The following is a 12,185-nucleotide window of genomic DNA, read 5'->3' as shown; positions in this document are numbered from 1 at the left end:
CCTCGACGCCGGCCGCGACAGCAGATTCTTCCAACCCATCCAACGCAAAGCACTCCGGCTCCAGCAGAAGTGCTGCCAAGCCGAAGGCTGCGACATGCCACCAGAATGGTGCGACGCCCACCACCTCCAAGCCTGGGCACTCGGCGGAAAGACAGACCTCAAAGACGGGGTCCTGTTGTGCCCCCATCACCACCGGCTGGCCCATGCTCCCGGTTACACCCACGAGCGACTACCGGACGGCACGATCAGGTTCACCCGACGTCCCTAACCGACACCGGACGAGAACAACCCTCACGTCGGCTCCCGCCCACACCTGATGCCGGGCGCCCGCATCCTGCCACCCGCGGACGAGCTCCGCCTGTATCTAGACCGCTTGCCCGCGTGCCCGCATGCCCACCCAGCGAGCTGGAAGGGTTCAGCGGCGCGGCAGCACGCCCACGAGCGTCGCGGTGAAAGCGGTCTGCAGGGCGTCGCGCAGGTCCAGGTGGAGCACGCCGAGCTCCGGCTCGTCAGCGTAGGCGGCGAGGAGGCTGGGCGGTGGCGGGACGTACGCAGCGAATGCACCGGCCGTCACCAGGACCATGATGCAGAACGTCGGCGCGCCGTCGCCGATCTCGGGCAGGTTACGGCACACGAGCTCGCCCATGGTCTCGAGCTTGGCGTGGGAGGAACGCTTGTGGCGCTTGACCACCTCGACCGAGACGTTGTGCTCGAGGACGCCGCCCTGGGCGCCGAAGAGATCGCACAGCACCATCCGCTCCGCCAGCGACCGGCTGAGCACGTCGGCGAGCTGGCCCGCCCGGACTTCGGGTGACGCCTGCGCCTCGACGCCTGCGGCCAGCGCCTCCCCCAGGTCGTCGAGCCAGCGTGCCAAGAAGTCGTCCAGGAGCTCGAGCAGCACTGCCTCGCGCGACTCGAAGTATCGCAGGACGTTCGACTTGGCCAGGCCCACTCGCCGGCTGAGCTCGTTGAGACTCACGTCAGCGACGGGCATCTCGTCGAGCATCGCGGCGGCCGTGTCCAGGATCGCGCGGCGACGGATCTCGCGCTGCTCATCGCTCCGCGCTCGTTGGAATGTCACAGCACCAGTTTAGCTTAAAGACCGCCGGTCCCTTGACATTAGACCACTGGTCTCTTAAATTGATTACAACAGACCGATGGTTCCTTAGGGGAGACGATGAGTGACAGCTGGACCGAGCAGGACATTCCCGACCAGCGGGACAGGGTGGCGATCGTGACCGGGGCCAACACCGGGCTCGGCTTCGAGACCGCACGCATGCTCGCCGAGCGCGGTGCACAGGTGGTCCTGGCCGTACGCGACGTGGAGAAGGGCAAGCAGGCCGCCGCTCGCATCACCGGCGACGTCAGTGTCCAGGCCCTCGACCTGGCCTCCCTGGACTCGATCCGGTCGGCGGCGGCCGACCTGCGCGCCGCCCACCCGCGCGTCGACCTTCTGATCAACAACGCCGGCGTGATGTACACACCGAAGCAGACCACAGCGGACGGCTTCGAGCTGCAGTTCGGCACCAACCACCTCGGCCACTTCGCCTTCACCGGACTGCTGCTGGACCAGCTCCTGCCCGTCGCCGGCTCGCGAGTCGTCACGGTCAGCAGCATCGGCCACCGCATCCGGGCAGCCGTCCACTTCGACGATCTGCAGTGGGAGCGCTCCTACAGCCGCGTCGCGGCGTACGGCCAGGCCAAGCTCGCCAACCTGATGTTCACCTACGAGCTCCAGCGCCGGCTCGCATCCCACGGCACCACGGTCGCGCTGGCCGCTCACCCTGGAGGGTCCAACACGGAGCTCGCGCGCAACACACCCGCCGCTGTCCGGGTCCCCTTCACCTGGCTCACGCCGTTGCTCACCCAGTCGGCCGCGATGGGCGCCTTGCCCACCCTGCGCGCAGCCACCGACCCGGCCGCCATCGGTGGCCAGTACTACGGGCCCGGCGGCCGCGGCGAGCTCCGTGGACATCCGAAGGTGGTGACCTCCAGCTCCGACTCCTACGACCAGGCGGCGCAGCAGCGACTGTGGGCTGCCTCCGAGGAGCTCACCGGCGTACGTATCCCCCTCGACAACTGATCTCAAACGAAAGCAGATGAATCATGAACCTTGAATCCGACCGCGCAGAGATCATCGAGCTCTTCGGCCGCTATGCCGACATCGCCGACCAGAAGAGCTTCGATGAGCTCCCCCGCCTCGTCCACACCGACCCCATGGTCGTCGACTTCGAGTCCGTCGCCGCGATCGCGCCGATGGAGACGTCGCTCGACGACTATGTCGAGATCCTTCGCGGGTCCTTCGCTCCCTTCCTGGCGACGCACCACGTCATCACCGGTCACGTCATCGACATCGACGGCGACCACGCGACGGCCCACGCCCACGTACGCGCCGAGCACTGGGTGCCCGACGAGCTCGCCGACGGCGGCGCCAACCGCTGGCTCGTCGTCGGCTTCTACGACAACACCGCGGTGCGCACGGAGAACGGGTGGCGATTCGACCGCGTCAAGCTGACCGCGACCTACCAGGAGAACGCCGGCCTCCTCCGCGCCAGCGCCCCCTGAGTTTCAGGCTCGTACGGTCGGCGCGACGTCCCTTTCTCGGAGATGGCTCAGGCGCTCAGAACCTGTCGTGCCCGGTCGTCGGCGGGGACGAACGTCTCCAGATGCAGACCACCGAGAGTGACGTCCGTCCTCGACGCGGACCAGCGCATCCGTGACGTACGTGGCTTCCTCGACAAGGTGCCCCAAGCATGAAGCCGATGTAAGGCCGAGGCAAGGTCGCCCGCTCACGATGGACAGCGAACAGGACCGCACATCGCGATGGAAGGGCGAAACATCCATGACCACCACCTCCAAGATCGACCGCAGCACCGACTATGTGCTCGACACCGGCACCGACCTCGGCCGCGAGCAGCTCGAGTGCCTCGAGCTGCTGCTCGACGACCACACCACGGCAGCGCTGGCAGCCACCGGGATCCGGCGCGGCCAGCGCTGCCTCGAGATCGGAGCGGGCTCGGGCAGCATCGCCCGCTGGATGGCCGACCGCGTACGACCCGAGGGCTCGGTGGTGGCCGTCGACATCGAGACCTCCCGCCTGACCGGCGGGCCCACGATCGACGTACGCCGCCACGACCTCGACGACGGCGTGCCCGACGGTGGCCCGTTCGACCTGATCCACGCCCGGCTCGTGCTCATGCACCTACGCCGCCGCCGGGAGATCGTCACCGAGCTCGTCGACCACCTCGCGCCGGGCGGCTGGCTGGTGCTCGGGGAGTATCTCGGACCGTCGTTCGAGCCGATCTCGGCCCCGAGCCGTGCGGACGCCGACCTGTTCCGGAACGTGGTGGAGGTGACCATCAACCGGGTCGGGCGCCCGGCCGGGATCTCGTACGAGTGGGCACACGAGGCAGACGACTTCCTGGTCCGCGCGGGGCTCGTGAACGTGCACTGCGAGCGCCACCTGGAGTCCACCGTCGGCGGCGGCACCGGCGGCATCCTCTATCGCAACTACATCCGCCAGGCGTGGCCGCTGCTGCTGCGGGCCGGACTCGATGAAGAGGACCTCGAGCGCTTCTGCACGTTGATGCTCGACCCGCGGCTCAGGGCCTGGCTCTTCGAGTTCACCAGCGTGCGGGCGCAGAAGCCCTGGTGAGGACGGCTTGATCACCGGCCAGCACGGTCGCGTCGTCGACGATCGCGTACGCAGGACAGGGTGCGCGTACGCTCGCGCCAGGAGCTGACTCTGGTTCCCCAATGATGGGAGTCCGGATGTCCGGCGCTGTTCCACCCTCTTCAACCGTCCCCGCCTCGTCGACCAGCTCGCTGCTCACCCTCGGGATGCTCGCCACCTCCTCGATGGAGAACGAGCATCGGCTGCCGATCCACCCTCATCACCTCGATCTGATCGACGCGGATCTCCGCGCGCGGATGATCGTCGAGCGTGGCTACGGCGCCGACTTCCAGCTGGAGCCCGGCTACGTCGAGTCGCGGGTCGGCAGGGTCGCGGATCGCTCCGCGGTGATCGAGGCGGCCGACGTGCTGCTGCTTCCGAAGCCGCAGGCGGCCGACGTGGCCGCGATCCCCGAGGGCCGCACGCTGTGGGGATGGCCGCACTGCGTGCAGGACGCCGCGCTGACGCAGACAGCGATCGACCGCCGGCTCACGCTGATCGCATTCGAGGCGATGAACCACTGGAGCGGTCGCGGTGACTTCAGCCTGCATGTGTTCCACAAGAACAACGAGCTCGCCGGCTACTGCTCGGTGCTCCATGCCCTGCGCCTGATCGGGTCCACGGGCTTGTACGGGCCTCGTCGCAGCGCGGTAGTCATCGGCTTCGGTGCGACGGCACGAGGTGCGGTGACCGCGCTCAACGCACAGGGGATCCACGACATCCAGGTGCTCACCCAGCGCGGCACCGCGGCGGTCGGCTCCCCGATCCACGGTGTGCACATCGCCCAGCTCCACACCGACGACGGCGAGACCCACCTCAGCGAGGTGCTGACGAAGGACGGAAACGTCCTGCTCCCGGACTTCCTGGCATCGCACGACATCGTCGTCAACTGCACGCTCCAGGACGTCGCGGCACCGTTGACCTACCTGCGGACCGAGGACCTGGCGGGGTTCGCACCGGGCAGTCTGATCGTCGACGTCTCCTGCGACGAGGCGATGGGCTTCGAGTGGGCGAAGCCCACCACCTTCGATGACCCGATGTTCACGGTCGGCGAGGGCGTCAACTACTACGCGGTCGACCACACCCCTTCGTACCTCTGGAACTCGGCCACCTGGGAGATCAGCGAGGCGCTGCTGCCGTTCCTGCGCATCGTCATGGAGGGACCGACCGCGTGGGCGGCGAATCCGACGGTCTCGGGGGCGATCGAGATCCAAGACGGCGTGATCAGCAACCCGAGCATCCTGAGCTTCCAAGGCCGCTCCCCGGCCTATCCACACGTACGCGCCGCATAGGCGCCCAGACGCTGAAGCGGGGCTCCCAGCGAAGCCTCAGACCTCGGAGCGGGGCTCCGCCACGCCGATGTCCGCATCCGGCCGGAGCGATCCCGCCGCATGCCCCATCAGCAGCTTGGGGTAGTAGGACCAGGCGAACCACGGAGCGACGGTGGAGCTGCCGAGGGCGCGGTCGAGAACGAGACCGCCTGCGGTCAGAGCCAGCCCCAGGCTGCGCCGATGGGTCGGGGAACGTCGGATGACGGCTGTGGAGAGCATCATGTAGCCGTATTGGGACAGGGCCCAGATGGCGGCGTTGTCGCGCTCGCCGATGCGATGGTCCGCCCAGGCGACCAGGGCAGGATGTCCGTGCAGCGCAGCGAACGTGAGGTGTTCACCCTCACCCTGGCCGACACGCTCGTACCACCGGACGGATGCGCGGGTGTTGTTCACGTACGCGCCGCCGATCAGGTCCGCGGCCATCGCGGCCATGACCGTCGCCGACCCTCCGCCCGCGCCGCTGCGCCTCGCCCACATCGCGGCTCCGACGGTTCCGAGGACGGCGGACGTGAGGGCGATCGTGGTGTTCGCGCGGGTGGCCTCGGGACCCACCAGGTTCGCCCAGCCGCGCTTGACGGATTCTGTCCAGACACTCATCGGTTGCCTCCAGAGGACGTACGGATCGTCAGGGCTTGGGACATGGTGCCGAGGGGGCCGGTCTCGTCGTGGAGCACGCTGCTGGTGACCCCGAGTCCGGCCTTGCCGAAGGAGACTGAGGCGTCGAAGCCGAGCCAGTCGCCGACGGGCTCGCGCACGAGATGCGCAGTGAGGTCGAGGTTCGGGAACGCGACCTCACGCGGATCGGCCCGCACGGTCATGCCGTTGATGATGTCGAGCAGTCCGGCCGTACGTGCGACATTGCTGATCGGTTCATCGTCGAGGATGGGAACGTCCGTGCGGGCCCAGACCAGCGCGCGCCCCGGCTCGGCCTGCTCGCGGCGCACCTGCGCCGAGGCGATGAACCCGCCCGGCCAGACGGTGGTCGGGTCCCATGCGGGCACGCGGTCGGGCGGTGGCATGGTGGTGAGGCTGGTGCCGGCGACGGCCGTGGTGTCGCTGCCCTGCATGAGCCACGCACGCAGGGTCACGACAGTCCGTCCGGCATGGGTCAGCGTGGCCTCGACGAGCTCGATCGTGCGGCCGGGACGCAACACTCGGACCGAGGTCTCGACCTCGGCAAGCGGGACGGTGCCCCAGATGTCGTAGGAAAGCCTGCCGACGACGAGCCGGTCGTCGCGACGTACGTCTCGGTCCTGCTCGACGACGTGCACGAGCAAGCCAAGCGCGGGAGCGATGTGCTGCTCGTCGCTGTTCCATGCCCCGCCGACGTGCTCGGTCGGGCGAAAGACGGAAGAGCCCGTACGTTCGAAGTAGGCCATGGACACTCAGACATTGAAGCAGGACCCCAACCCCGTCGCATCACCAGGCTGTGCTGCTCGGTGCGGTCACCCTTGGGCCGCTCGAGACGGTTGGCCCGGCGGTATCCGGCGTACTTGTCCCCGAAAAGCGAACCCGCCACAGCTAGGATCTCCGCACCTGAGAGGAAGGCAGAGACATGGCAACGATCGCTGACCACGACTCCTACATCGCCGCCGCGCCCGAGGCGTTCCGCCCGGTCCTCACTCACCTGCGGGACCTCCTGAGCGAGGCCCTGCCGGAAGCAGATGAGATGACGGCGTACAACATGCCCGGGTTCAGGATCCATGGCACCGTCGTGGCGAGCTACGCGGCATTCAGCAAGCAGATCGGCCTGTACTTTCTCGCGCCCGCGCTCTCGGATCATGCCGCGGAGATTGCGGCGGCAGGCCTCAGAGCCAGCAAGACGGGCATCACCTTCCCACCGCGCAAGACGATCCCCGATGATCTCGTGACCCGGCTCGCACAAGCATCGAGAAAGCACGCCGACGACTGAGCCCCTCTGCGTAGGTTCCGATGCTCCGCAGCGGGAACTCCACGACGTCGAGGTCGATTGCTCGCGCCAGATGCACTCGGGGTCCTCGTCTCCGAAAGACCTGATCACACGCAAAGTAGGACGAAGAGAGTGAATAACGCCAGGCGTCCGACCTTGAACTCGATGACGCCCCATTCGTCGAGTAGGAGTCTCCCGTGGAGCTGAGCGTCAGCTGGCCGGCCGTGGCGGCCGCGATCGTGGTCGGAATGGCAATCGCATGGGTCTGGTACAGCGACTGGGGCCTCGTCGGCGGCACCTGGCGACAGTTGACCGGCGTGACCAAGGAGGACTCGGCGAAGGCCGGCAAAGGTCCGTTCGCAATCCTCGTGGCGTCGATCGTCGTGACCGCGCTGGCCCTCGCCGCCGCCTGCTCCATCGCGTCCGCGTTCTTCAGCAGTGATTCGCCCTGGCTCCACCTGGCCGTCGGCTTCACCGCGTGGCTCGGCTTCTCCCTGTCGACCTTGGCCCAGCACAACGGCTTCGAGCAGAAGCCCGCTCGGCTCACCATGATCAACAGCGCGTACCAGCTCGTGCTGTTCCTCGGGATGTCACTCGCCGTGGCCCTGCTGCAATAGGCGACGCGCTGCGTGCACGGATCACGCACATGCACGATTCGTGCACCCCGGTGCCTGTCGAATATGCACGGATCGAGCACGTGCACGATCGGTGCACCCGGCGGGATTGCTTCCGCACTCGGGAGCCCGTGCAGCCATCGTCGGGCAGAGCGGCACGAGCGCCGGCGTACGAAATCCGATGTGTCGGTCCGGGTCGCTACCTTGGCACCATGGGCATCTCGATCGCAGTAGCTGCATTGGTGCGCGACGGCAGGGTGCTGATGGCGCATCGCCACCCACAGCGACGGGCGTATCCCGACAGCTGGGCACTCTGCGGTGGGCACGTCGAGCCGGGAGAGTCACCGCGCCAAGCAGTCATCCGGGAATGCGGTGAAGAAATCGGCGTCCAGATCGATCAACCGCGACCAATCCCGATGACCGTCGATGATCCGACTGTCCAGATGCACGCATTTCTTGTCACGCAATGGACTGGAGAGCCGTACAACGCCGCCCCAGCAGAACACGATGATCTTCGCTGGTTCAGCGCACGCGAGCTCTTGAGCGTGAAACACGCCCATCCGGAGGCGCTGCCGGCCATATTGCGTGGCATCGAGGTCGCCACTACCGGAACCCGACCGTATTCCGCCGCCGAACAACCTCACGACGGAGATGGCAACGGCTGCTCATCTCTGACAGGTCGCCATCGCACCTAACCTCCGATTCAGCGCCGACACCTCAGGGGCGCAGGTCTGCCCGCATGGCTGGGTGTCCCGTCTCCTTGAACCCTGCCCGCTCGTACATTGCGCGGCCGTCGACGGTGGCCAGCAACTCGGCACGCTCGACCCCACTGGCCTGGGCCCAGTCCATCACCGCATCGAACGCGGCCCGTCCATGACCGCGCCCGCGAGCGCCTGGAGCGGTGCTGACATTGCTAATCAGTACGTCGCCACCTCGAGGTACCGACGGCGAGGGAGCCGCATCGCGGATCGTGCCCAGCGCACACGAGACCACGAGTCCGTCCACTTCCACGACGACGATCCGACAGCGCGGATCATCAAGCCTTTCGGCAAACCACGTACGCGCGTTGCGCTGCCACTCACCCGACTCAGCCGGAACACCCATAGCAGCGAACATCTCAGCACGCAGCGAGACGACGGTGTCCAGATCGCCCTCTTCCGCTGTACGAACGATCCGGTTCGAGTTCACGAGGCCTGACGGATCGGCTCGATCGCAGCGACCTGCCCGGCGACACGGTCCTGAGCAATCTCCAGTTCGTATCGCGTCTGCAGGTTGAGCCAGAACTGAGGGTCCATGCCGAAGTATCGCCCCAGACGCAACGCCGTGTCGGCAGTGATGGCGCGCTTGCCGTGGACAATCTCGTTGATCCGCCGCGGCGGCACACCGATCGACACCGCCAACTTGTTCTGCGTGATGCCGAACCCCGCGATGAAGTCCTCCATCAGGACCTCCCCCGGGTGGATCGGCTGGTAGAGCTTCTCAGACATCATCCCTCCTCAGTGATAGTCCACGATCTCGACGTCTTCAGCGCCAGCATCTGTCCAACGGAAGCAGATCCGCCATTGGTCATTGATGCGGATGCTGTGTTGTCCAGCCCGGTCACCCTTGAGCGCTTCCAGGCGATTGCCGGGCGGCACCCGCAGCGCCTCCAGCACCGTGGCAGCGTCCAGCAGGTGCAGCTTCCTGTTCGCTGTCTTGTGGATTCGCGGATCAAGTCGCTTCGCCGGTTCGCGACGCCATACGCGCTCGGTGTCGCGGTCAGCGAAAGATCTGATCACAAGTCCAGAGTATAACGGAGAGCGTCAATAACGCTAGACGTTAAACCGGAACTCCACGACGTCCCCGTCTGCCATGACGTAGTCCTTGCCCTCCATGCGCACCTTGCCGACATCCCTGGCCTTGGCGACGGAGCCGGAGGCGATGAGGTCGTCGTACGAGATGATCTCGGCCTTGATGAAGCCCTTCTGGAAGTCGGTGTGGATGACACCGGCGGCCTCGGGGGCGGTGGCGCCCTTGGGGATCTCCCAGGCGCGGACCTCCTTGGGCCCAGCCGTCAGGTAGGTCTGCAGGCCGAGGGTGTCGAAGCCGACGCGGGCCAGGATGTCCAGGCCGGGCTCCTCGACGCCGGCGTCGGCGAGGAACTCGCGGGCCTCGTCCTCGTCGAGCTCGACGAGCTCGGACTCGAACTTCGCGTCCAGGAAGATCGCCTCGGCAGGTGCGATCAGCTCGCGCATGGAGTCCTTCAGGGCGTCGTCGGCGAGCTCGTCGGAGTCGCAGTTGAAGACGAAGATGTACGGCTTGGCCGTGAGCAGCATCAGCTCGCGGATCAGCGCGCGGTCGATCTTGGTGGCGATGATCGGAGTGCCGGCCTCGAGGGCCTCCTTGACCTCCTGCGCGGCCGCGAGGTTGGCCTTGAGGTCGGGCTGCTTGCGCGACTCCTTCTCCAGCCGCGGGATCGCCTTCTCGACCGTCTCGAGGTCGGCGAGGATCAGCTCGGTCTGGATGGTGGAGATGTCGTTGGCGGGCTCGACCTTGCCGTCGACGTGGGTGACGTCGTCGTCGCGGAAGACCCGGGTGACCTGGCAGATCGCGTCGGACTCACGGATGTGGGAGAGGAACTTGTTGCCCAGCCCCTCGCCCTGGCTCGCACCGCGGACGATCCCGGCGATGTCGACGAACTGCACCGTGGCCGGCAGCAGCTTCTGCGACCCGTAGATCTTCGCCAGCTCCGGCAGCCGCTCGTCGGGCACCCCGACGACGCCGACGTTGGGCTCGATGGTGGCGAAGGGGTAGTTCGCCGCGAGTACGTCGTTCTTGGTCAGAGCGTTGAAGAGGGTCGACTTGCCCGCGTTGGGAAGTCCCACGATGCCGATGGTGAGTGCCACGCGCCGAGTCTATTGGCGTACGCCGCCATCCCCCGAAACGCGGACGGGGCTGGGGTCGGCCAGGCAAACTCTGCGGTGTGAGCGAGCTTCCCGGCACCACTCTCCCGACCGCCTTCCGCTTCGGCGCCAGCACCGCCGCGTACCAGATCGAAGGCGCCGCCGACGAGGACGGACGGGGCCCCTCGGTGTGGGACACCTTCTGCGCCGAACCCGGCCGGATCGTCGACAAGAGCAGCGGTGCGGTGGCGTGCGACCACTATCACCGGCTCGAGGAGGACATCGCGCTGATGGCGCGGCTCGGGCTGGATGCGTACAGGTTCTCGATCTCCTGGTCCCGAGTGCTGCCGACGGGCGCGGGCGAGGTCAACCAGCAGGGGCTCGACTTCTACGACCGGCTCGTCGACGGGCTGCTCACGAACGGCATCGCGCCGATGGCGACCCTGTTCCACTGGGACACCCCGCAGGCACTTCAGGACGCCCACGGAGGCTGGCTCGGGCGCGAGACGGCGCAGAGATTCGGAGAGTACGCAGCCGTGCTGGCCGATCGCCTCGCCGACCGCGTCGCGCACTGGTGCCCGGTGAACGAGCCGAACGTGGTGACCGTGCTCGGGCATGCCCTGGGCACTCATGCGCCTGGTCAGAGCCTGGTCTTCGACGCGCTTCCCGCCGGACACCATCTGCTGCTCGGCCACGGGCTGGCGGTCCAGGCGCTGCGCGCCGCGGGCGCGGCCAGCATCGGCACGGCCACCAACCACATGCCGGTCTGGCCGGCGACCTCCGCGGAGGCGGACGTCGCCACCGCCGGCCTGCTCGACACGCTGTGGAACCACGCGTTCGCCGACCCGGTCCTGCTCGGCAGCTATCCGGAGGACCTGGCGCCGCTGTTCCCGGTCCAGGACGGCGACCTCGACCTGATCAGCGCTCCGCTCGACTTCTACGGCCTCAACTACTACAACCCGACCGCGGCGGCTGCCGCGCCCGAGGGTGCGGCGAACCCGATCGAGCAGCCGCCGATCCCGGGATACCCGACCACAGACTTCGGCTGGCCGGTCGTCCCCGACGGGCTCCACGAGCTCCTGAGTGCGCTGCACCAGCGCTATCCGGAGCACCCGCCGTTCGTCATCACCGAGAACGGGGCCTCCTACAACACGGCGCCCGGCGAGGGCGACGCCGACCGCATCGCCTATCTCGACCTCCATCTCCGTCAGGTCGAGGAGGCCGTCGCCGACGGCATCGACATCGCCGGCTACTACTGTTGGTCGCTGATGGACAACTTCGAGTGGGCCGAGGGCTACACCCAGCGGTTCGGGCTGGTGCACGTCGACTACGACACGCTCGTCCGCACGCCGCGCGAGTCGTTCGACTGGTACTCGTCCGTAATCGCCGAGCACAAATCCCGACGGTAAAGGGCGACGACACCATATGCTCGCCAACCGTGACTGGTCCCGACGCACCGCAGCGACTGCGCGAACCCGCCCATCAGGTCTCCGAGCGAGCACCGGCCTACTGGCGTACGTCTGAGGCCATCGGCGCGGTCATCTGGCTGGCGATCGCCGTCGGAGCCGTCGTGACCGCCCTGCTGGTGCCGACCGGGTGGTGGACGTGGCTGATCTGGGTCGCGGTGGTTCTGCTGGTGCTGGCACCGGTGCCCGGACTGACCTTCGTGCCCAGGATCCGGTTCCGGATCCACCGGTGGGAGGTGACCGACATCGCCGTCCACGTACGCCACGGGTGGCTCACCGTCGTCGACGAGATCGTGCCGCTCTCCCGGGT

17 protein-coding genes are annotated in these 12,185 nt (G+C 67.4%); 9 read left to right on the top strand and 8 right to left on the bottom strand.

Translation table 11 applies throughout. The annotated features are described in order from the left end of the window. Both ACRDPS_RS13870 and ACRDPS_RS13865 read right to left on the bottom strand, forming a co-directional pair. A partial coding sequence (locus tag ACRDPS_RS13870) for a hypothetical protein (protein WP_431502231.1) occupies positions 1-205 on the bottom strand: 205 nt, incomplete at its 3' end. 210 nt (positions 206-415) lie between these two features. Beyond that, the gene (locus ACRDPS_RS13865) at positions 416-1,081 is read right to left on the bottom strand and encodes a TetR family transcriptional regulator (RefSeq protein ID WP_431502230.1); all 666 of its coding nucleotides are present in this window, start codon (positions 1,079-1,081) and stop codon (positions 416-418) included. Positions 1,082-1,177: 96 nt separating this feature from the next. Between ACRDPS_RS13865 and ACRDPS_RS13860 the strand changes: the two genes are divergently transcribed. From ACRDPS_RS13860 to ACRDPS_RS13845, 4 genes are all read left to right on the top strand, one after another. Continuing rightward, complete coding sequence (locus tag ACRDPS_RS13860) at positions 1,178-2,083, top strand: SDR family NAD(P)-dependent oxidoreductase (RefSeq protein ID WP_431502229.1); 906 nt, start codon at positions 1,178-1,180, stop codon at positions 2,081-2,083. Between the two features lie 23 nt (positions 2,084-2,106). Continuing rightward, positions 2,107-2,565 carry a nuclear transport factor 2 family protein gene (locus ACRDPS_RS13855; protein WP_431502228.1) on the top strand — a complete coding sequence of 153 codons (459 nt, stop codon included), beginning with the start codon at positions 2,107-2,109 and terminating at the stop codon, positions 2,563-2,565. A 277-nt stretch (positions 2,566-2,842) separates the two neighbouring features. After that, positions 2,843-3,655 (top strand): class I SAM-dependent methyltransferase, encoded by an 813-nt coding sequence (locus ACRDPS_RS13850; protein ID WP_431502227.1) that lies wholly within the window; start codon positions 2,843-2,845, stop codon positions 3,653-3,655. Between the two features lie 116 nt (positions 3,656-3,771). Further along, the gene (locus tag ACRDPS_RS13845; protein WP_431502226.1) at positions 3,772-4,965 is read left to right on the top strand and encodes a N(5)-(carboxyethyl)ornithine synthase; all 1,194 of its coding nucleotides are present in this window, start codon (positions 3,772-3,774) and stop codon (positions 4,963-4,965) included. Between the two features lie 36 nt (positions 4,966-5,001). On the opposite strand, the gene ACRDPS_RS13840 is transcribed toward ACRDPS_RS13845, so the two are convergent. After that, positions 5,002-5,601 carry a hypothetical protein gene (locus tag ACRDPS_RS13840; RefSeq protein ID WP_431502225.1) on the bottom strand — a complete coding sequence of 200 codons (600 nt, stop codon included), beginning with the start codon at positions 5,599-5,601 and terminating at the stop codon, positions 5,002-5,004. Then, positions 5,598-6,383: a thioesterase family protein gene (locus tag ACRDPS_RS13835; RefSeq protein WP_431502232.1), complete on the bottom strand. Its 786-nt coding sequence runs from the start codon at positions 6,381-6,383 to the stop codon at positions 5,598-5,600. The genes ACRDPS_RS13840 and ACRDPS_RS13835 overlap by 4 nt, the downstream gene beginning before the upstream one ends. 176 nt (positions 6,384-6,559) lie before the next feature. On the opposite strand from ACRDPS_RS13835, the gene ACRDPS_RS13830 reads away from it, so the two are divergent. The 3 genes from ACRDPS_RS13830 (at position 6,560) to ACRDPS_RS13820 (ending at position 8,222) form a co-directional block, all read left to right on the top strand. Beyond that, a complete protein-coding gene (locus ACRDPS_RS13830; RefSeq protein WP_431502224.1) occupies positions 6,560-6,916 on the top strand; it encodes an iron chaperone in 357 nt (118 codons plus the stop codon). A gap of 194 nt (positions 6,917-7,110) precedes the next feature. After that, on the top strand, positions 7,111-7,530 hold the full coding sequence (locus tag ACRDPS_RS13825; RefSeq protein WP_431502223.1) for a DUF1761 domain-containing protein: 420 nt from the start codon (positions 7,111-7,113) through the stop codon (positions 7,528-7,530). 209 nt (positions 7,531-7,739) lie between these two features. Then, positions 7,740-8,222 (top strand): NUDIX domain-containing protein, encoded by a 483-nt coding sequence (locus tag ACRDPS_RS13820; protein WP_431502222.1) that lies wholly within the window; start codon positions 7,740-7,742, stop codon positions 8,220-8,222. Between the two features lie 22 nt (positions 8,223-8,244). Here the strand turns inward: ACRDPS_RS13820 and ACRDPS_RS13815 are convergent, their stop codons facing one another. From ACRDPS_RS13815 to ychF, 4 genes are read right to left on the bottom strand one after another with little or no spacing between them, the layout of a single operon-like run. Beyond that, entirely contained in the window at positions 8,245-8,715 is a 471-nt protein-coding gene (locus ACRDPS_RS13815; RefSeq protein ID WP_431502221.1) for a GNAT family N-acetyltransferase, read from the bottom strand. Then, positions 8,712-9,014 (bottom strand): HigA family addiction module antitoxin, encoded by a 303-nt coding sequence (locus ACRDPS_RS13810; RefSeq protein WP_431502220.1) that lies wholly within the window; start codon positions 9,012-9,014, stop codon positions 8,712-8,714. The genes ACRDPS_RS13815 and ACRDPS_RS13810 overlap by 4 nt, the downstream gene beginning before the upstream one ends. A 9-nt stretch (positions 9,015-9,023) precedes the next feature. After that, on the bottom strand, positions 9,024-9,305 hold the full coding sequence (locus ACRDPS_RS13805; protein WP_431502219.1) for a type II toxin-antitoxin system RelE/ParE family toxin: 282 nt from the start codon (positions 9,303-9,305) through the stop codon (positions 9,024-9,026). 33 nt (positions 9,306-9,338) lie between these two features. Then, positions 9,339-10,412, bottom strand: a complete 1,074-nt coding sequence (gene ychF / locus ACRDPS_RS13800) for a redox-regulated ATPase YchF (protein ID WP_431502218.1) — start codon at positions 10,410-10,412, stop codon at positions 9,339-9,341. Between the two features lie 77 nt (positions 10,413-10,489). Between ychF and ACRDPS_RS13795 the strand changes: the two genes are divergently transcribed. Both ACRDPS_RS13795 and ACRDPS_RS13790 read left to right on the top strand, forming a co-directional pair. Beyond that, on the top strand, positions 10,490-11,818 hold the full coding sequence (locus ACRDPS_RS13795; protein WP_431502217.1) for a GH1 family beta-glucosidase: 1,329 nt from the start codon (positions 10,490-10,492) through the stop codon (positions 11,816-11,818). A gap of 29 nt (positions 11,819-11,847) precedes the next feature. After that, on the top strand, positions 11,848-12,185 hold a 338-nt coding region (locus tag ACRDPS_RS13790), incomplete at its 3' end, for a PH domain-containing protein (RefSeq protein WP_431502216.1).

Origin of the sequence: Nocardioides sp., from assembly GCF_050699375.1 — a bacterium.
Lineage (GTDB): Bacteria > Actinomycetota > Actinomycetes > Propionibacteriales > Nocardioidaceae > Nocardioides.
This window is presented reverse-complemented; position numbering and strand designations above follow the sequence as displayed.